Consider the following 19,894-nt stretch of genomic DNA (forward strand, 5'->3'; position numbering starts at 1 on the left):
AGGAGTGAAAGCTTTTTATGAAGGAGAACATACGCAGATTAGTCAAACAGCCAATGTTGTTATTACTTGTTGTATTGGTTATGCTGACGCTCATTGTATTTATTGTCTATCCACTTTTCCAAATCTTTTTATCCAGTTTTATATCTAATGGTGAAATAGATTGGCAAGGGTATAAAAGGGTATTTGCTGGCGGACAATTAACCAGTGCTTTAATGAATTCATTGGTTTTAGCAGTCATCGTTTCTATTTTATCAACAGCTATTGCTTATTTCTTTGCTTATACATTAGCTTATATTAAGGTTCCATTTAAGAAATTATTTAACGGAATTGCAATTTTACCAGTAATTTCTCCTCCGTTTGTTATTGCTTTATCAGCAATTCTTCTTTTTGGAAGAGGAGGATTTATTTCTGAGACATTGCTGGGAATAGAAGGAGCAAATATTTATGGATTACATGGTTTGATTCTTGTCCAAACCCTAACCTATTTCCCGGTAGCATTCTTAGTTTTAGCAGGGTTGTTGCAATCCATTAGCCCTTCTCTGGAAGAAGCAAGTGATAATCTTGGTTCTACGAAATGGCAGACATTTAAGAAAGTAACGTTGCCATTATCTGTTCCAGGGATTGGAAATGCTTTTTTACTTGTATTTATTCAGTCGATGGCTGATTTCGGGAACCCAATGACCATTGGGGGAGATTATAATACGGTGGCAAGAGAGATTTATATGCAGGCAGTCGGAAGCTATAATATGCAGGCTGGAGCAGCTCTTGCAATGGTTTTACTTAGTGCAACAGTTATTTTATATGTACTCCAGAATTTTTGGATTGGAAAGAAGAATTATGTCACAGTTACCGGAAAACCAACTGGAGTTCGAAAAATGATTTCCCAAGGTATGTTTCGCCGAGTGATGATTGCCATTTGTTTCGGTTTATCGGGAACTGTTATTTTATTCTATATCTTAGTTCCTATTGGATCGTTTATCCAGCTATGGGGTGTAAATTACAGCTTTACATTAGATCATTATAATTATGTGTTTTCTATCGGTCAAAAAGCAGTTAGAGACACTTTACGACTATCCATTATTGCGACGCCAATTGGAGGACTATTCGCAATGATTCTTGCATTCTTGATTGTTCGTAAAAGATTTGCAGGAAAAAAATTAATGGAAGGGATCAGCATGCTTTCTATGGCTATTCCAGGAACTGTAATCGGTATCTCTTATATCTTGGCGTTTAATCAGGCGCCGTTAGCAATTACTGGGACAGCATTGATTATTATCGCTGCGTTCATTGTACGTGCGATGCCAGTGGGAATTCGGTCCGGGATTACTTCGCTTCAACAGATAGATCCTTCGATAGAAGAAGCGGCAACAAATCTGGGGGCGAGCGGTTCCAAGACCTTCTTTTCCATCGTACTGCCTTTGATTCGACCGGCATTTTTCAGTTCAATCGTATACACTTTCGTAAAAAGTATGACAGCGATGAGCGCTGTAATCTTCCTGGTTTCGGCCAAATATAACCTGATTACTGCTTCTATTTTAGCGCAAGTAGAGTCAGGAAGAATTGGCGTTGCAAGTGCATATTGTACATTATTGATTATCTTAATGATTGTCGCGATGTTAATTTTAAATGGCTTAACTTCTTTATTTACTGGTAAATGGAAGTTAAGAAAAGATCAACAAACAGGTGCAGAAATTTCTTCAAAAGATTCTGTGACGACTTAAATTCTTGGAGGGATAACACATGTCAGCAAAATCCGTAAAGCTAGAGAATGTAACGAAACAATTTACCGATGATGAAGGAAAGACAATGACAGCAGTTAATGATGTCAGTTTGCATATTGAAAAAGGAGAATTTGCAACACTATTAGGTCCTTCCGGATGCGGAAAAACAACTACATTGCGTATGATTGCCGGATTTGAAGAACTATCGAACGGCGTAATCATGTTTGGAGAGGATAATGTTCAACACATCCCTGCAAATAAAAGAGACTGTACAATGGTATTCCAATCTTATGCATTGTTTCCGCATATGTCCGTATATGACAACATTTGTTATGGACTAAAACTGAAAAAGTTAAGTAAAAGTGAAATTGAAAAACGGGTGACACCTGTAATGGATATTATGAACTTACATGTAAATAAAAACAGAATGCCAAACCAATTGTCTGGCGGTCAGCAGCAGCGTGTTGCGCTTGCCCGGGCATTGGTAATGGAGCCTGGAGTACTGCTTTTCGATGAACCGTTATCCAATTTAGATGCCAAACTTCGGATTACGATGCGTGATGAAATTCGCCGTATCCAGAAAAAACTTGGCATTACAGCAATTTATGTAACTCATGATCAAAGTGAAGCAATGAGTTTGAGTGACCGTATTGTTGTTATGAATGAAGGGCGTATTGAACAAGTTGGGCCGCCGATGGAAATTTATCAAAAGCCAAAAACAAAATTTGTTTCCGATTTTATTGGGACAGCTAACTTCTTAGAAGGGGTTGTAGATAAGAAAGAATCGGATCGTCTCTTTGTAAAAACGAAACAAACTACTATCGAAGTTTTACAGCAGAATGCGGATACATTTCATGGAGGGCAATCTGTTTCAGTGGTTGTTCGTCCAGAAGCAATCAATCTAGATAAGGAAGGGACAGAATCTGCGAAGGTTCTTAAAAGTGTGTTTATGGGACAGATACAAGAATACGAGTTAGATTTTAATGGTATTCAATTGCATGCAGTTGTTGCAGATCCGGGCGGGAAAGAAGTTTATTATGACGGCGACAGTGTAAATCTGACATTTTCACAACGTTCATTGCATGTTGTACCAGCATAAGGTTAAATAGAAGGAGAGGAGAGATGCTATGCGAAAAATAACAATGCTGTTGTTCGTAGTTCTTCTCCTTCTTTCTGGTTGCAACAAGGCTTGGCAAAAGGAAGTATTGCAGGTATATACCGGAATGGATACAGCCTACATGATTCGAATTGCAGAGCAGTTTGAACGAGATACTGGTATCCATATTTCATTTCAAAGAAAAAGTAATCTCGAAATTCTTCAATCATTGGAGAATGGAGAAGAAGAATTTGATATTTGGTATGGTGGGTCGTCTTTTTTAATGGAAGATGCGAAACAGCAAGGACTCTTGGAACCATATATTTCGGAATACAGAGAAGAAATCGACGAAATATATAAGGATGAAGAGGGGTATTGGACTGGAATCAGTGTAGGTGTCTTGGCCATTGTGACCAATCGTCAATGGCATGTGGAACAAGGAGTCAGTAATCCGCAGAGATGGAGTGATTTGCAACGGGTAGAGTATAAGAACTGGCTGACACTGCCGAATCCAGAATCAACAGAAGCAGGGTACCTCACCATTGCTCTCTTTGATGAATTATATGGAAATTTGCGAACAAAGAGTGTGGTGCAAAATATCAATCAGAATGTGACCGATTATACTTTGGCAGAAGATTCAACCGGAAGATTTATTGGTTATAAGGAAAGTGCTGCAACGATTATGTTTGCACATGATGCCATGCGTCTGAAAAATGAAGGATTTACTGAGTTGAATATTATTTATCCGACAGAGCCGACAACGTATGAAGTCGAAGCAATCGCTATGACGACAAATGCTCAAAACGAAAAAGCTGCACAGGAGTTTATTGATTGGTCATTAACAAAAGAAGCACAGGAAATAGGTCAAAGAATAGGAAATTATCATATGCTGACCAATGTGAATGCAGTAAATCCACCACAGTCCGTATCATTGGATGAATTATTGATTATACCTGTTGATGAGAAAAAAGCAGTAGAGAATCGGTATGATTTGATTTCCGATTTTAAAGAAGTCATTAAATATAGAGAGTAAAGGAGAAGATACATTGTGACAAATAATATTTTTGATTTACATACTCATCATGATAGATGCGGACATGCAGATGGGAAAATAGAGGATTACATTCAAGCGGCAATAGATCGTGATTTGCATTATATTGGGATCTCAGATCACTCTCCTTACTTTTATTCGAACGAAGATCAGCTGTATCCGGGAATTGCAATGGCCAAGAGTGAGCTGGATGAATATGTAAGTGAAGTGTTGACGCTGAAAGAAAAATATAAGAATAAAATTCACGTGTTACTTGGAATGGAGAGCGATTATTTTCCCGAATATGCAAATATGTACAGTAACATTTATCAAAAATACCCATTTGATTATATCATTGGCTCTGTCCATCATGTTCATGATAAAAATATTTTTCAAAAAGGCAGATGGGATCATTTATCAGAGGAAGAGCGTCTGGAGGAAAAAGAATCCTATTACCATTTGATTCAGCAATCTGCCAGAAGCGGTATGTTTCAAGTCTTGGGACATATTGATGCGATGAAAGGATATTTATTAGATTTTCATGAAGTCCAAACACCAGTAGTAGAAGAAACATTAAAAGTCATTGCTAATGAAGGTGTTGCCATTGAAGTGAATACATCTGGTAAAAATAAAGATTGCGGCGGATGGTATCCATCGCATGAAATATTGGAAAAAGCATGCCATTACGGTGTGGATATATCTTTTGGTTCAGATTCCCATGTACCCTCCAGGGTGGGGGATGATTACTTAGAAGTACAGGAAACCTTAAAACAAATTGGCTTTAAGGAAATAGTCTATTTTGTAAACAAGAAAAGATGTACGGTGTCACTTTAATGTGTGTAGTATGAGAGAAACCTGCATTCGATTCTCTTTTAGCAAATGCATATTTTTCTAACATGATAACAGATACCTTGTATAGCTGCACACACAAAAAAGTTAAAATTTGATTCATATGATGATAGCAAAGGTTTTACAAAGTAGATTTACGGAGGGAAGCGATGGGATGAAAAAGCATCTATTAATCTCTGATTTAGATGGAACGTTACTTAATGGAAAGCAGAATATTAGCATGGAGAATAAAACATCTATTCAGCAATTTATAAAGGATGGCGGATTGTTTACCATTGCAACAGGACGTGTGGAAGATTCTGTAGGTCCTTATGTGCAAGAATTGGGGGTTACACTCCCCGTCATTCTGTATAATGGAGCGGTTATTTACGATTATCAGAATCAGCAGCGTATATATGAGCAAAAGATTACCGACTTCACACCTTTATTTAATCAATTACAAGCATTCAGCGAAAGTGAATCTATTGGTATTAATTACTACCAAAATAAAAAAGCCTATGTTCCAGATTACAACGAATTGATTAAAGCACATCAGAAAAAAGATAGAGTCCAGGTTAGGGAAATAGATGCTGCATTTAATACAAGCTACGTAACAAAAGTGTTGCTTATTTCAGATGCCCCTGTTGTTTTAAAAAAGTGTGAAAAGCTGGTACTAAATAGTGGAGTTTCGTGTGATATGATTTATTCAGAAAAAAACTATTTAGAAATCTTGCCGAAGCATGTTTCAAAAGGAAATGCGGTTAAAGAGCTGCTTAAACATTTAAATCGAACGGACTTACATACGATTTGTGTAGGAGATCATGAAAATGATTTGGCCATGTTACAAACAGCTGATACAGCCTATGTGGTTGAAAATGCCATTGACTTATTGAAGCAGCAGAATTTTCGAGAAACAGTTCATCATGAGCATCACGCTCTTCAAAGCATTATTGAAGATATAAGTCATTCTGTTGATTTAAAGTGATAAAAGTAGATTATTGATACAATCCAAATTCTGAAGAGAAGGTGATGTCATGTTTGAAGAGGTATGTGAAATCGTAATAGTAGCAGGGAGAAATCTGGTAGAAAAGGTGAATTCAAGATTTACCGTTGAAACAAAAGGCAGCGATATGGATTTAGTTACGGAAATGGATAAGAAAACAGAAAAATATATAACCGAGGAAATAAAGAGGGATTTCCCAGAGCATGCTGTTTTTGGAGAAGAAACAGTAGAAGAGATAGGTCACGATAAAATGCTTGAAATGCTAGAAACGCATCCTAATCTATGGATAATTGATCCAATCGATGGAACGACGAATTATGTACATGGATTGCCAGGATATACGATTTCAGTAGCTTTATATTGTAAAGGGGAAGCTGCTTTTGGCATTATTTATGACCCCGTTGCAAATGAATTATTTATTGCTGAGCGTGGAAAAGGAGCGACATTAAATGGAGAAGCAATCCATGTAAGTGAGCAGAGTTCTTTAGCTGAGAGCCTCGTTTCAACAGGAGTTCCAGCTAAATATGAAAGTAACCGTAATCATGTCTTAGAGGGATATGTGAAAATTGCTCCGTTGACTCGGAATGTCCGTACTTTTGGTTCAGCAGCCTTACATTGTGCTTATGTTGCTTCTGGACGTTTGGATGCATTCTGGGAATGGGGAGTAAATATTTGGGATGTTGCTGCTGGCAGATTGATTGTTGAGGAAGCAGGGGGAAGCGTTTATCAATTGGATGGTAATGAAGTTCAATTTGAATTTCCTCATTTTACCTGCACGAATGGAAAGATTGATAAGGAGTGGAAGGAGACATTTGCTTCTATACATGGTTTTAAATAGAATTGGCTTCAGCTAATTTAAGTAATTTATTTCTATAGGATATATAATAATGCTATATATGTTGAATTTAAGTATTATACATTTTTAAATACGCTGTTCTTTTTGGTGAGATTAACGCAAGTAGCCCTAAGCAGATTTGCACGCTCTAGGGGGTAGGTTAGCGCACGATAATCCTACAAACTCGCACACCGCTCTGGAATTGCACACGATAACCGTATGAATTCGCACGACTCCCGAGAATAGCATACGAACGAAGAATGCAACTTATATATATTGAGAAAAGAAGCTTTTGATATTCTCACCTATCAAATTAAAAGTTTCTATAATTAAAAATACCTTCTAATTCTATTAATAGAATTAGAAGGTATTTTTGCCTGCATCCACAGAATATATAATGAAAAAATACGATGAGGTAAGAGGAGGGACTTCTCATCTCGCTTTTTACTTCACTATATACAACTATAAGTAAAGTTATAAATGTACTGCATTGAATAGAAAGATTATTATTAAATAATAATAATTTTGGTTATTTTGTCATGAAATTGATTATGGGTCAAGAGGATGGGTATTGTTTAATAACATTCATTTCTATTAAAAAGTTGCCATAATAAAAATATTAGTAAGTGTTCCTCTCATCAAGATTTTACTTCTGATTAAGTTGTAGATATTCCTTCTTGGGACATATCTCAGAAAATGAATCCATGTGTCAGTATGAGTGAAAGCATCCATAATCGCTTCAACCTGTTGTTGTTCTTGAAATATACATTTAAAATAAAAATCAGATGAAAACCTTTTCATTACCGGTATGAAAAATTTTATAGATAGTGGGGTGATTGCTTTTATACAGATTTGTAAATTATACTCCTTGTAAAGGAATATTTACAGGGGTGATAAGGATGGATTTAATAGAAGAAGCAGTTAACCAATATTACGAAACGTTTAATGCCACAGATAAGTCGATAGCTTCCTATATTCTGAAGCATCGTGGAGCTGTGGAGAAGATGACCATCAGGGAATTGGCTGATGCGTGTCATTCGTCAAAATCAACAGTATCCAGATTTGTTAAGAAGATTGGATTCGCCGGTTTTAGTGAAATGAAATATGCAATAAAGTGGCAGGAAAAAAAGGAGACGCCGGAAAAGTCTTATAAAAAAAGCCTCATCACCGATATTCAAATGAATATTGAGCAGCTGCAGCATTGGAACTTTGAGGAAATATGCAAAGCAATCGAATCGTCTAATCGTTTATTTGTATACGGGACAGGAACAGAACAAAAATTGTGTGCAAATGAACTGAAAAGGTATTTTTGGATACTCAATAAATATGTCCATGTGATTGATGACGAGATGAACTTTCATGTTTTAATGGACGATTTAACCGAGAATGATTTAATAATTATTATTTCACTTTCAGGTAATACGACTACCATGCTTCCTTTTGCACAGCGAATTGCTGCTAAAAAGATTCCATTGATGTCGATTACGGATCTAAAGAATAACAGGCTTGCTCAATTAACTGATTTAAGAATGTATGCGTTTGCTCATCCGCAAAAAAGCCATCTTGCTTTAGAAATTACAACATTTTCTACTTTTTTCGTTATGGTTGAGGCGCTATTCCGGTCATATTTAGATTACTTGGAACAGAAAAAGTAACGACTTTTATCTGTTATTACTTTAGGTTAGGGGGAAATACAGATGATGCAGAAATTTCAACGGTTTGGAAGCGCTATGTTTGTTCCGGTTTTATTTTTCGCATTTTCAGGAATCGTCATAGGCTTTTCCACACTTTTTAATGACCCTCTTATTATGGGCAGTCTTGCAGAAGAAGGCACTGTATGGTCTAAGATTTGGTTCATCATTGAAGAAGGTGCCTGGACAGTGTTTAATCAAATGCCCCTCATTTTTGCAATGGGCATTCCGGTAGCATTGGCTGCTAAAGCAAATGGCAGAGCGTTGATGGAAACAATTATCATTTTTCTGACTTTTAATTATTTCATCAACGCCATGTTAACAAGCTTTCCTGGGTTTTTTAATGTTGATTTCAGCCAAGAGCCAGGCGGTGTCAGCGGCTTAGCTGAGATTGCAGGGATTAAAACATTAGATACCAGTATTCTTGGAGCAATTATTATATCCGCTATTGCGGTATATTTGCACAATAAATACTATGATACGAAACTTCCAGACTATCTTGGTATTTTTCAAGGGTCTGCATTTGTAGTGATTATCGGTTTCTTTGCCATGTTGCCAGTTGCTTTCTTGACTGCTTGGCTTTGGCCTTATATTCAAATAGGGATTGCATCCCTTCAAGGCTTTTTGGCTAACGCGGGTAACTTCGGTGTATGGCTCTATATCTTTTTAGAAAAAATTTTATTACCGACAGGGTTACACCATTTTATTTATGGACCATTTCAATTTGGCCCAGCCATTATTGATGGCGGGACCTATGCCAACTGGGCAGCAAATATGGGTGATTTCGCTCAATCTACTGCTTCGTTGAAAGAATTATTCCCAGAAGGCGGATTCGCCATGCAGGGTAATTCCAATATATTTGGCTTGCCAGCTGCCGCTTTAGCTATCTATGTAACAGCGCAAAAAGGGAAAAGAAAAGTTGTCGCGGGGTTATTAATACCCGCAACCATAACGGCTGTTTTGGCAGGGATTACCGAACCGCTTGAATTTACGTATATTTTTGTTGCACCATTGCTATTTGCTGTAAAAGCTGTTCTAGATGCTTTTCTGGCTACAACGATGTATATATTTGGCGTCACAGGAAATTTCGGCGGCGGATTACTGGAATTCATGTCCATGAACTGGATACCGTTATTTAACAATCACTGGATGACCTATTTGATTCAAATCGCCATTGGTGTCGTCTTTTTCTTTATCTACTTCTTTGTATTCCGTTTTATGATTTTGAAATTCAATATTAAAACACCAGGACGTATGGACGAAGAAGTCAAACTTTATGGGAAAGAGGACTATAAAGAGAAGAAATCAGCAGAATCCACAGAAAAGAATCTAGCTGGCGAATATGTTGACCTTCTAGGTGGAAATGAAAATATCGAGCATGTAACAAATTGTGCTACCCGATTAAGGGTGCTAGTCACAGATCCTGAAAAAATAGCTTCTGATGAGCACTTTAGAAGTCTTGGAGCATCAGGTGTGGTTAAAAACGGGAATGCTATTCAAGTGATCATCGGACTATCTGTGCAGAATCTCAAAGAGGATGTAGATAATTATCTCGGAAAAGAAACAGAATAACGATAAATGCTTTTTAAAATATGAAAAACAAAACATTGCCAAAGAAGAGATTTCTATCTGATATTTCGATGAAACAATTTCTAAATTAAAAAGTTTAATCATGTACTGGAGGAGTAAGAATGAAGGATAATTTAATCATAACCATTGCCGGCGGCGGGAGTACCTACACCCCAGGTATTATTTCTGCGCTACTAAGTAATAGCAGTAAATTTCCTATTACAGAGATACGGTTATATGATATCGACCAAAAAAGAAATGAAGATATGAAGTTGATCATCAATCAGTTATTGATTGATAAGGACAGACAAGATATGAAGTTGATTGTAACAGAAAAACCAGAAGAAGCATTCACAAATGTGGACTTTGTTTTCTCTCAAATCCGTGTCGGCGGTCTTGCTATGCGGGAGCTGGACGAAAAAATCCCGTTAAAATACGATTTGGTAGGCCAGGAAACATGCGGACTGGGCGGTTTTGCATACGGTTTACGCTCAATTAGCGGAATATTGGAGATAGTAGGATATGTACAACAATATGCTCCAAATGCCTGGATCCTTAACTACACGAACCCAGAATCTATCATTTCCGAAGCGATACGGAGAAAATATCCTGATGCCAATATGATAAACGTTTGTGATATGACCATATCTCTGGAAGAGACCATTGCATCTAACTTTGGCTACAACAGGAAAAACTGGATCCCAACTTATTATGGCCTAAATCATTATGGCTGGTATAGCAAAATTTATGATACGTCTTTAAAACGGGATGTTATGCCTGAGATTATTGACAAGCTGCGCCAAGTCAATATGGACGTCGCCGAATTTAATGAAGGAGATCAATACTGGGCGAAGACATATCAATTGATGTCAGCCATGGTAAAGTATTTCCCTGAAGCACTGCCTAATAATTATTTAGAGTATTACTGGTTCTCTGATGTCATGGTTGAAAATGATGATAAAAACTTCACTAGAGCCAATATGGTAATGGAGGGCCGTGAAGCAAATACACGCAAAATGGCAGAACAAATCAGAAATGGAGAAACAGAAGATATTCTGCATTTTAATTTTGGTGAACATGGTAACTATATTGTAGATATAGCTGTGGCTATTTTAAATGATGAACCGAAACGTTTTATGGTTATCACACCTAATAAAGGATCGATCCCAAATTTGAGAGAAGATGCGGTTGTAGAAGTTCCTGCATATATCGGCGCAACTGGTGTAGAACAGCTTGCTTTACATCCCATCAATGACTTTCATAAAGGAATGATGGAAGCACAAGTTGCAGCAGAAAAACTGCTTGTAGATGCATTTTTTGAGCATTCCTATGACAAAGCCTTACAAGCATTTACCTTAAATCAAACCGTACCATCTGCGCGAGCAGCTAAACAAGTCCTTGATGACATGATGGTAGCAAATAAAGATTATTGGCCTGAACTTCAATAGGTTAACTTATCAAAAATAATAGTTTAGAAATATATTTAAAGTAAACCAGAAGCAATCGGTAAATATTCTCTCGCCGAGAACTTCTGATTCTCCTTTAAGAATAAGAACAAATACTAGCCCAGAAACAGATATACAGTTATATCGATCGTATCGAGCCTTGGTGCGGTATTGCGGATTGCATGATACGACGGAAGATTTTAAAGAGAAGTTTGGAGTCAATCGGTTAGAAGCCGGTGAGGTATTCCAGAAGGATTATACGATGACGTTTAAATAATTACTTAAACTTTATCTGTTGTATATAAAAATATTCACGTAATAAAAAACGTGTGAACTTGTGCAAATCAAGTTCATGCGCTTTTTTTATCTCACCCTTAAATTTATCAAGTTTGTATGAAGGTTTCCCTTTATAAAGGGATTATAATACCGGTGACTAAACGGAATATTGTCTCCATAATACAAAAGATAGGCATTAAATTATAAATATTTATCCTCTTCCTTGATTTAGACTTCATTGTAAAATGAAATGCAGCAGCTAAAAAATAGAAAGCCATCGTGAAACCACGTATAGTTAAAGTTGTCCAAAACCATAAACATACAGAGGTAAATCACGATGACTCACTCTCATTCTAACACGAAAAAACGAAGCTTTACACATTTAACTGATATTGAAAGAGGACAAATAGCTGCATACAGGGGGCAAGGTTTGTCTTTTAGAGAAATTGGAGAGAAAATTGGACGCGATTACAGTATCCCGAGAATTAAAACGGGGCACAGTCGAACAAATCGATACCAATCGTAAACCCTACCAGAAATACTTTCCTGACGCTGGTGCACGTGTTTATGAGGAGAACAGAAGAAACGGTGGTGCTCCGACTATCTTGATGGCTTCATGGGAATTTATGTTATTCGCTGAGGAGAAAATATTGAAAGACAACTGGTCACCCGACGCGGTGGTGGGCTATGCAAAAAAACAAAATACATTCGATTCCGTTCCTTGCACGAAAACCCTATATAATCATTGTCGAACGCATACCAGGTAAGAACGCACCAGCAGTAAGGGAAGCTTTAGAAGGTATATTTCAGGAATACCCAAACGTTCAACAGACATTTATAAGCATCACAGCTGATAACGGATCCGAATTTAGTAAACTTAGCGCACAAGGAAAAGAAATGGGAATAGATGTTTATTTTGCGCAATTTGTTGATTGTGTGGCCTAGTCCACACAATCAACAAATTGACATAAAAAACCTTATATAGTGGTTTCACATACAGTGTTGCATTTTAATATTGCAATTAAGGTGCAAGTTAAAAATATATAATCTTCAAAAAATACTATTGACAACTAAAGTTCTCAGTGGTAATATTACCGATAACGTTACCGGGAACGTTCCCAGAAAGGGTGCTTACAATAACTACCATAAAAGATCTTGCAAAATACTTAAATATTTCTGTTTCTACAGTTTCTCGAGCTTTAAATAATCATCATGATGTTAATCAAACTACTCGTGAAAATGTATTACAAGCAGTAGAAAAATTAAACTACCGTCCTAATAGTGTGGCTAGAAGTTTAATTCATAAAAAAACATACACTATTGGATTAATGGTTCCAGATATCGCTGATCCATTTTTTTCGAGCATTGCAGTTGGTGTGGAACAAACTTTGTCCAATAACGGGTATCAAGTGATATACGGAAATACAAGTCGAGATTCGCTTAAGGAAAAGCAATTCTTGGAAAGTATACTTGATCGTAAGGTGGATGGAGTTATTCTTACACCAAATATTTTGGATCAAGAATCTATTTCTACATTAGAAAAATTAGAAATACCCAGGGTATTGCTCCGTAGAAGAACTCCAGCACTGTTAGACATTCCATTTATAGATGTGGACCATTATGGGGGAGCTTGCAAAGCAATAAACCATCTTATTTCTAAGGGACATACCAATATCGGTTTTTTAGGAATGGCCTCAGATTCATTTACAAGCAATGAACGACTTCGCGGTTATTTAGACACAATGAAAAAACATCAACTAAAAGTCAGCGCAAGAAACCAAAAGACTGCGGGGCGAACTATTGAATCCGGAAGCTTTGCCATGGAGGCGTTATATCGTGAAAGTCCTGACATAACAGCAGTATTTGCCAGCAATGATTTAATAGGAATAGGTGCTTTAGAATGGCTTAAAATGGAACAAATAAATGTACCTGAGCAAATGGCTGTTATTGGTTTTGATAACTTAGAAATGTCAGAACTGTATTCTTTTCAGTTAACTACTATTGCTCAGCCAAGAAAACAAATGGGGCAATTAGCAGCTGAACTATTGTTACGAATAATTAATGAGGAAGAGAATAAAGATTCTATTATTTTAGAAACTAATTTAATAGAACGGAAAACATGCTGAGGAGGGAGGAATGTTATGAGCAATGCAAAAAACTTATTGGTTTCAGATTTAGATGGGACATTATTAGATTCTAAACAGCAAATAAGCGCTGAAAATCTGGAAGCCATTTCTACTTTCAAAGAGAATGGTGGCATATTTACTATAGCTACCGGGCGAATGGAAAAAGCTGCTATTCCATATATAGAACAACTTGGAATTAATATACCAGTAATATTATATAACGGTGCAATTATTTATGATCCTATTAATAAAAAAAGGATAGTTGAAAAACATTTAACTTCACCAGGGAACGTCCTAAGAACGATTAATTCCTTAAGTAAATTTGATAATGTAGCTGTTTTAATCTACCAGGGTGATGAAGTCTATACAATTAAAAGAAATCATATTGTTGAAAAATATGAGGAAAAAGAAAAAGTTACTTGTCAGCTTTTTTCCGAGAGACAGTTAAAAAATCATATTATAAAAATAATGCTAATAGCTGAACCAGAAATTTTAAAGAAATTTGAAACAAAGGTAATAGAAGTAGAACATTCATGTGAATTAGTATACTCCGAAAGAAATTATCTTGAAATTCTGCCAATTGGGATATCTAAAGGAGCTGCTCTAAAGAGACTTCGTTTCATGATTGGAATAGAAAAAGTTAATACCATTTGTGTGGGCGATAATTTAAATGATTTGCCTATGTTGGAAATAGCTGATAAAGGATTTTTTGTAGAAAATAGTCATAAATTGTTAGTGAAAAATCACTTTTTTAGCTGTGTACATCATAATAAACATGCTATAGCTGATATTATTCACAATCATATTTTACCTGTTGAAAAAATGTAAGCGCTACCCTTATTGAAGAGAAAGGATAGCTGGGAAATATTAAATCCCTTTGACAAAAATAATTTAAGCTGTTTCAAGCCAACCATATCTAAAAAGAAAAAGAGGAGGTTTATGAATGAAGAGTAAAAATATTTTTTTAGTAATGATAGGCGTGTTTTTGTTGACTGTATTGGGAGCTTGTGGTGGGGATAATGAGAGTTCAAATGCTCAAGGGGCTTGGAAAGAAAACGCAAATTTAGATGCTGAAGAATCAATGGATGATTTATACGAAAAAGCAAAAGAAGAGGGAGAATTAGTCGTATATGCTCAATCTTCTGCAACTGAACAAACAGTAAATAGTTTTAAAGAAGAATACCCAGATATCAACGTATCGGTTACAAAGGTTAGTTCAGTAGATATGTTGGAGAAAATAAGGCTTGAAAATGAAGGAGATGTTCAAGGGGCTGACGTGGTAGTAGGTAAAGATTCGAATGGTTTTTGGAAAAATGAATTATTAGATAACCATATGCTTCACAGTTATCACCCGAATCATATTGCTGATAATTTAATCAGTCCTTATGACCAATATAAGGGACTTCCAATTATTACGGAGGTTATTACAGTTATGTATAACTCGGATGCAAATGATAATCCTCCTATTGAATCATGGTGGGATTTGACCACTCCGGAATGGCAAGGCAGAGTTACCATGAAAAATCCATTAGAGGCTGCCGATATCCAGGATCTATTTTTAACAATGATTCAACATTCGGATGAAATGGAAGCTGATTATGAAGAGACTTTTGGCGAAAAGCTTGAGTTAAATGGAACAGAGAATGCTGGTTATGAATTTGTTAAACGGTTATTAGATAATGATGTGGTCTTAATGAGTTCAATGGGAGATTCTGTAGATGCGGTAGCCAGTTCCACAAGCTCTGAGCCACCTATAGTTATTGCGTCGTCGGTTAAACTGCGTGATGTAGAAAGTGATGGTTTACCAATACAGATGGTTCACGATATTACACCGAAAGTATCCGTTCCGGGTACAACATCAGCTTTTATTATTGACGGTACTCCTAATGTAAATTCTGCTAAGCTTTTTATTCAGTGGATAGCAGGTGGAGATGATGGAACAGGAGCAGGCTTTACACCATTTAATAATCCAGGTACTTTCTCTACTAGAGAGGATATCGAGCAAGATTTTGTTGTACCAGGATTAGAACAATTAGATCTTTGGGAAGAAGATGTTGACTATTATTATCAAAATGTAAATGAACTTAGGGACTTTCTAATCCAAACATTATAAAAAATTCGGTAAGTTCAGTACTAATTATGCTGCGCTTACCGATCCATGATTGATGCCATATAGACTATCTAATTATTAATGATAATGAATTACGGCAATACATTCTAAGAAATGGAGTGAAGTATATGACTTTAGGATTTTCAATAGAAAACCCAGCTTTAACTGACGAGTTTCACCAAAATATACTACTAGGAAATCATGATAGCCTAAAAAAATTTCTGAATAATTTAAAAGAAGAAGGTATAGAATCTATTGAAATTCGCATATTGAGAAGAGAGGACGAAGAAAATTATCAAAATGCAATCCAATTAATTTGGGATCTTGGTATGGAAATTACAATACATGGTGATATTTCCGGACCTTTAACTTATCATAATTTTCGTGAACTGTATCCATCTATGGATTATATTTTAGCACATTTTGAAAAATATCAAGAAAAATTGGTAATGCCTATACACGCATATCAGGCAATATCTGATAATGAGGATAGAGCAGAGTTAAGTGAACAAACTGTTGAAGAGTTTGGGAATTGGATTAATCTTATTGAAAGAGAAGGAATTCCATTATATATTGCGTTAGAAAATAACCGGGCAAAATCCAGTAAGGTTGACCCGGGAGATTCAATAGATGGTGTAATGAAGATGGTAAATCAAATCAATAATCGCCATTTAGGAATTTGCTGGGACATGGGACATTATTATTCCAATCTATTAAAAGAAGCCAATATATCTGATTTACCAAATGAGACAATCAATCAACTTCCTGATTCAAATTTTATAGAAAAAGTTTACCACACACATATTCATGGGTTAAATGAAAAAGGCATTACTCATTTTCCCTTGACTCAAAAGGAAAGTTTACCTTTAGAAACCTATATTTCTGCTTTAAGAAAAACTGGTTACAATAATACTTATAATTTAGAACTCACTCTGTCAAGATGGGACCAGGAAGTAACAGTGCAAAAACAGATTTCAAATACAATTAAAAGATTGAGAGAAGCTGTAATTACTTAATCTAAATAGAGGGTTTAGGGAAGACGTCTTTGGCAAGTCAGAAATATTATCATAGCAATCAATGTAGCCATTTTCGTAATACGAAAAGCTCTCAAATAGAAAGTCTCAACATTATAGGAGGTTATCTAATGAGTGAAAACTCAGAGCAAAATGGAAGGAAGAGTTCTAATAAAATAAAAAATTTATTAAGAAATTTCTTTACTAACCCAGTTTATATTATAAGTTTTTTAATCATTGCTTTACTTTCAATTGCAATTGTATATCCTTTAATAAAGATTGCGATTAATACGTTTCAATGGAGTGCAAGAGATTTTATTCCTAGCGCTGTACCAGGAGAATTTACTTTATATCATTGGATTACAACAATAACAGGGGAAATTTCATCCTCTTTACTGTACCAGCCTATGGCAAATACATTAGCAATAGGAGCTTCTGTTTCTGTATTAGCTCTGACTTTAGGAGCAGTTTTGGCTTGGTTGGTAACCAGAACGGATATCCCATTCAAGAAAACATTGGGATTTATGATGATTCTTCCTTACATGTTTCCTTCTTGGTTTAAAGCTTTTGTATGGTTAATCATATTTAAAAATGATCGAGTTGGCGGGAGCCCAGGCCTTATTCAATATTTGTTTAGTGTTGGTCCTCCTGACTGGTTATCGTATGGATTTGTACCTATTGTATTGACTTTAACATCTCACTATTATGTATTTTCATATTTATTAGTTGGCGCAGCACTTTCAACAATCAGCAGTAGCTTGGAGGAGTCTGCTAATATACTTGGAGCAAGTAAGCTTCAAACTATGAAACGAATTACTTTTCCTTTAGTTTTACCAGCTATTCTATCAGCATTTATATTAATTATTTCAAAAAGTCTCGGCTCTTTTGGTGTACCTGCATTTCTTGGACTGCCAGTTCGATATTATACAATGTCGACAATGATTTACAGCAGTATAGGAAGTGGCCGACCCACGGAAGGGTATATTCTAAGTATTATTCTAATAGTACTTGCAGCCTTGATTATCTACTTTAATCAGAAGATGATTAGTAAAAAGAATTATGAAACAATTGGAGGAAAAGACTCAAAAGCAAAACTTATTACATTAGGTAAGTGGAAAAAATTTGCTATGACAGGTGCAGTTGGCTTTGTATTTATTGTAAGCGTTTTACCGGTTGTTTTATTATTGTGGCAAACATTGATGTTGAAAGATGGAGATTATAGTTTAAGTAATATGACACTACATTATTGGATTGGTGATTCTAATCCGGATATTGCTAATGGTTATAGCGGTGTCTTTAAAAATAGTACGATCTTATCTGCTTTGAAAAACTCTGTAATTATTGCACTTACAGCCTCAGTATTAGCTGCAATGGCAGGATTGATTATAGGATATATTGTGACGCGAAGCAGAAAGATGTTTTCATCTAAATTGATTGATCAATTATCATTTTTGCCCTATTTAATACCTGGAATTGCTCTTTCTGCAATATATTTATCCATGTCTACGACAAAAATTCTTTTCTTACCTGTATTATATGGAACATTGACAATTCTTATATTAATTACAGTTGTCAAGGAATTGCCATTTGCTACAAGAGCTGGAACGAGCACGATGATACAAATTGGCGGAGAATTGGAAGAAGCGGCAAAAGTATCAGGAGCATCATGGTTTAAACGATTTTTTAGAATTATGCTGCCACTAAGTAAGAGTGGATTATTCACAGGTTTTATTATCGTATTTATTAGTGCTATGAAGGAGCTAGATCTAATCATTATGCTGGTAACGCCTTCCACTAATACATTGACTGCTGCTACATTTGGATTACAAGAACAAGGGTATCCGCAAATAGCCAATGCCAGTGTTGCTATCATTATCTTTATTATCGTTGTCGTTTATTTGGTAACAACCATTTTTGGTAAGACTGATATTTCAAAAGGTATAGGAGGAGGTAAATAATGAGTGGAATAGAATTAGCTAATGTTAATAAATATTTTGATAAGAATCATGTGCTAAAAAATGTAAACCTGAAAATTGAAGATGGAGAATTTATGACATTATTAGGGCCGTCTGGGTGTGGAAAAACTACCACATTAAGAATTATTTCTGGTCTCGAAGATCCTGAAATAGGTTTATTAACGATTGGAGGGAAAAATATTGTAAATGGAGAAGATAAGTTCTATACACCTCCTTCTAAAAGAGGATTGAATTTAGTTTTTCAAAGTTATGCATTATGGCCTCATATGACCGTTTTTGAGAATGTATCATTCGGACTAGAGCAAAAAAAGATGAAGAAAGCAGAAATTAGATTGAAAGTAGAAGATTCATTACAACGTATGCAAATAAAAAATTTGATGAATCGATATCCTTCTGAATTATCTGGTGGACAGCAGCAGCGCGTTGCGATAGCACGTGCAATTGTTACCGAACCCAAAGTTTTATTACTGGATGAACCATTATCGAATTTGGATGCAAAGTTACGAATCGAAATGCGTACAGAATTAAAAAGATTGCATCGGGATTTAAAAACAACCATTGTGTATGTTACGCATGATCAGGAAGAAGCACTTACGCTATCTACTAGAATTTCAGTATTTTTTGATGGGGAAATAGTACAGAGCGATACTCCGCAAAAATTATATCGGGCTCCTAACGATTTACGGGTAGCAAAATTTATTGGGAATCCAACTATTAATTTAATTGAAGAAACATGTAGTTATAAAAATAATCAATTAATAATTAATTCTATATTGGGAGACTTCTTTGCGGATGGAGACGAGAACGTGTCTGATAATATTACTTTATCGGTTAAACCAGAAGATATCAAAATATATTCAGAACCAATTGGGAATGGGGTGGAAGCTCAAGTATATTCCGTGTTACCTGCTGGTTCTGAAACATTGATACAATTAAGAATCGGAGATCAGTTATTAACAGCGAAAGAAATAGGTGAAGTTAATTATCCTCTTGATAGCAAGGTATGGATTACATTTTCTTTCAATAAGATAAATGTTTATGACAACAAGACTGGTAAACTTATTGCTAAAGAAGTAGAGGAGCAAACAAAAAAAGCTCAATTTGCTTAATACATTTTAGGGGTGCGATATGGCTGATAAAAAATAAAAGTTCTTCTCCATCTATAGCCATTGTTA

The 19,894-nt window shown here is 35.8% G+C and carries 17 protein-coding genes; all 17 read left to right on the forward strand.

Features of this window, described 5'->3' with window-relative positions:
- Positions 1–17: 17 nt before the first annotated feature.
- The 17 genes from MKY30_RS09705 (at position 18) to MKY30_RS09780 (ending at position 19,828) form a co-directional block, all read left to right on the forward strand.
- On the forward strand, positions 18–1,721 hold the full coding sequence (locus MKY30_RS09705) for an ABC transporter permease (protein ID WP_341083698.1): 1,704 nt from the start codon (positions 18–20) through the stop codon (positions 1,719–1,721).
- A 19-nt stretch (positions 1,722–1,740) separates the two neighbouring features.
- Entirely contained in the window at positions 1,741–2,820 is a 1,080-nt protein-coding gene (locus MKY30_RS09710) for an ABC transporter ATP-binding protein (RefSeq protein WP_341083700.1), read from the forward strand.
- 28 nt (positions 2,821–2,848) lie between these two features.
- Positions 2,849–3,850 carry an extracellular solute-binding protein gene (locus MKY30_RS09715; protein ID WP_341083701.1) on the forward strand — a complete coding sequence of 334 codons (1,002 nt, stop codon included), beginning with the start codon at positions 2,849–2,851 and terminating at the stop codon, positions 3,848–3,850.
- Positions 3,851–3,865: 15 nt separating this feature from the next.
- Positions 3,866–4,681: a histidinol-phosphatase gene (locus tag MKY30_RS09720; protein WP_341083704.1), complete on the forward strand. Its 816-nt coding sequence runs from the start codon at positions 3,866–3,868 to the stop codon at positions 4,679–4,681.
- A gap of 169 nt (positions 4,682–4,850) precedes the next feature.
- Complete coding sequence (locus tag MKY30_RS09725) at positions 4,851–5,660, forward strand: Cof-type HAD-IIB family hydrolase (RefSeq protein WP_341083707.1); 810 nt, start codon at positions 4,851–4,853, stop codon at positions 5,658–5,660.
- A 49-nt stretch (positions 5,661–5,709) separates the two neighbouring features.
- A complete protein-coding gene (locus MKY30_RS09730) occupies positions 5,710–6,516 on the forward strand; it encodes an inositol monophosphatase family protein (protein ID WP_341083710.1) in 807 nt (268 codons plus the stop codon).
- Between the two features lie 896 nt (positions 6,517–7,412).
- The gene (locus tag MKY30_RS09735; RefSeq protein ID WP_188857564.1) at positions 7,413–8,168 is read left to right on the forward strand and encodes a MurR/RpiR family transcriptional regulator; all 756 of its coding nucleotides are present in this window, start codon (positions 7,413–7,415) and stop codon (positions 8,166–8,168) included.
- A gap of 42 nt (positions 8,169–8,210) precedes the next feature.
- The gene (locus MKY30_RS09740) at positions 8,211–9,776 is read left to right on the forward strand and encodes an alpha-glucoside-specific PTS transporter subunit IIBC (RefSeq protein WP_188857566.1); all 1,566 of its coding nucleotides are present in this window, start codon (positions 8,211–8,213) and stop codon (positions 9,774–9,776) included.
- A gap of 119 nt (positions 9,777–9,895) precedes the next feature.
- Entirely contained in the window at positions 9,896–11,221 is a 1,326-nt protein-coding gene (locus MKY30_RS09745; RefSeq protein ID WP_188857568.1) for a family 4 glycosyl hydrolase, read from the forward strand.
- A 610-nt stretch (positions 11,222–11,831) separates the two neighbouring features.
- Positions 11,832–12,020 (forward strand): helix-turn-helix domain-containing protein, encoded by a 189-nt coding sequence (locus MKY30_RS24130; protein WP_188857571.1) that lies wholly within the window; start codon positions 11,832–11,834, stop codon positions 12,018–12,020.
- Between the two features lie 161 nt (positions 12,021–12,181).
- Positions 12,182–12,439, forward strand: a complete 258-nt coding sequence (locus MKY30_RS09750) for a hypothetical protein (protein ID WP_341083714.1) — start codon at positions 12,182–12,184, stop codon at positions 12,437–12,439.
- A 182-nt stretch (positions 12,440–12,621) separates the two neighbouring features.
- On the forward strand, positions 12,622–13,620 hold the full coding sequence (locus MKY30_RS09755) for a LacI family DNA-binding transcriptional regulator (RefSeq protein WP_341083716.1): 999 nt from the start codon (positions 12,622–12,624) through the stop codon (positions 13,618–13,620).
- A gap of 15 nt (positions 13,621–13,635) precedes the next feature.
- Positions 13,636–14,448 carry a Cof-type HAD-IIB family hydrolase gene (locus MKY30_RS09760; protein WP_188857577.1) on the forward strand — a complete coding sequence of 271 codons (813 nt, stop codon included), beginning with the start codon at positions 13,636–13,638 and terminating at the stop codon, positions 14,446–14,448.
- A gap of 115 nt (positions 14,449–14,563) precedes the next feature.
- Entirely contained in the window at positions 14,564–15,733 is a 1,170-nt protein-coding gene (locus MKY30_RS09765) for an ABC transporter substrate-binding protein (protein ID WP_341083718.1), read from the forward strand.
- 125 nt (positions 15,734–15,858) lie between these two features.
- Entirely contained in the window at positions 15,859–16,746 is an 888-nt protein-coding gene (locus MKY30_RS09770) for a sugar phosphate isomerase/epimerase family protein (RefSeq protein ID WP_188857582.1), read from the forward strand.
- 128 nt (positions 16,747–16,874) lie between these two features.
- Positions 16,875–18,701 carry an ABC transporter permease gene (locus MKY30_RS09775; RefSeq protein WP_188857585.1) on the forward strand — a complete coding sequence of 609 codons (1,827 nt, stop codon included), beginning with the start codon at positions 16,875–16,877 and terminating at the stop codon, positions 18,699–18,701.
- Positions 18,701–19,828: an ABC transporter ATP-binding protein gene (locus tag MKY30_RS09780; RefSeq protein ID WP_188857588.1), complete on the forward strand. Its 1,128-nt coding sequence runs from the start codon at positions 18,701–18,703 to the stop codon at positions 19,826–19,828. The genes MKY30_RS09775 and MKY30_RS09780 overlap by 1 nt, the downstream gene beginning before the upstream one ends.
- Positions 19,829–19,894: the final 66 nt, after the last annotated feature.

The organism is Oceanobacillus sp. FSL W8-0428 (assembly GCF_038004405.1).
Lineage (GTDB): Bacteria > Bacillota > Bacilli > Bacillales > Amphibacillaceae > Oceanobacillus > Oceanobacillus sojae.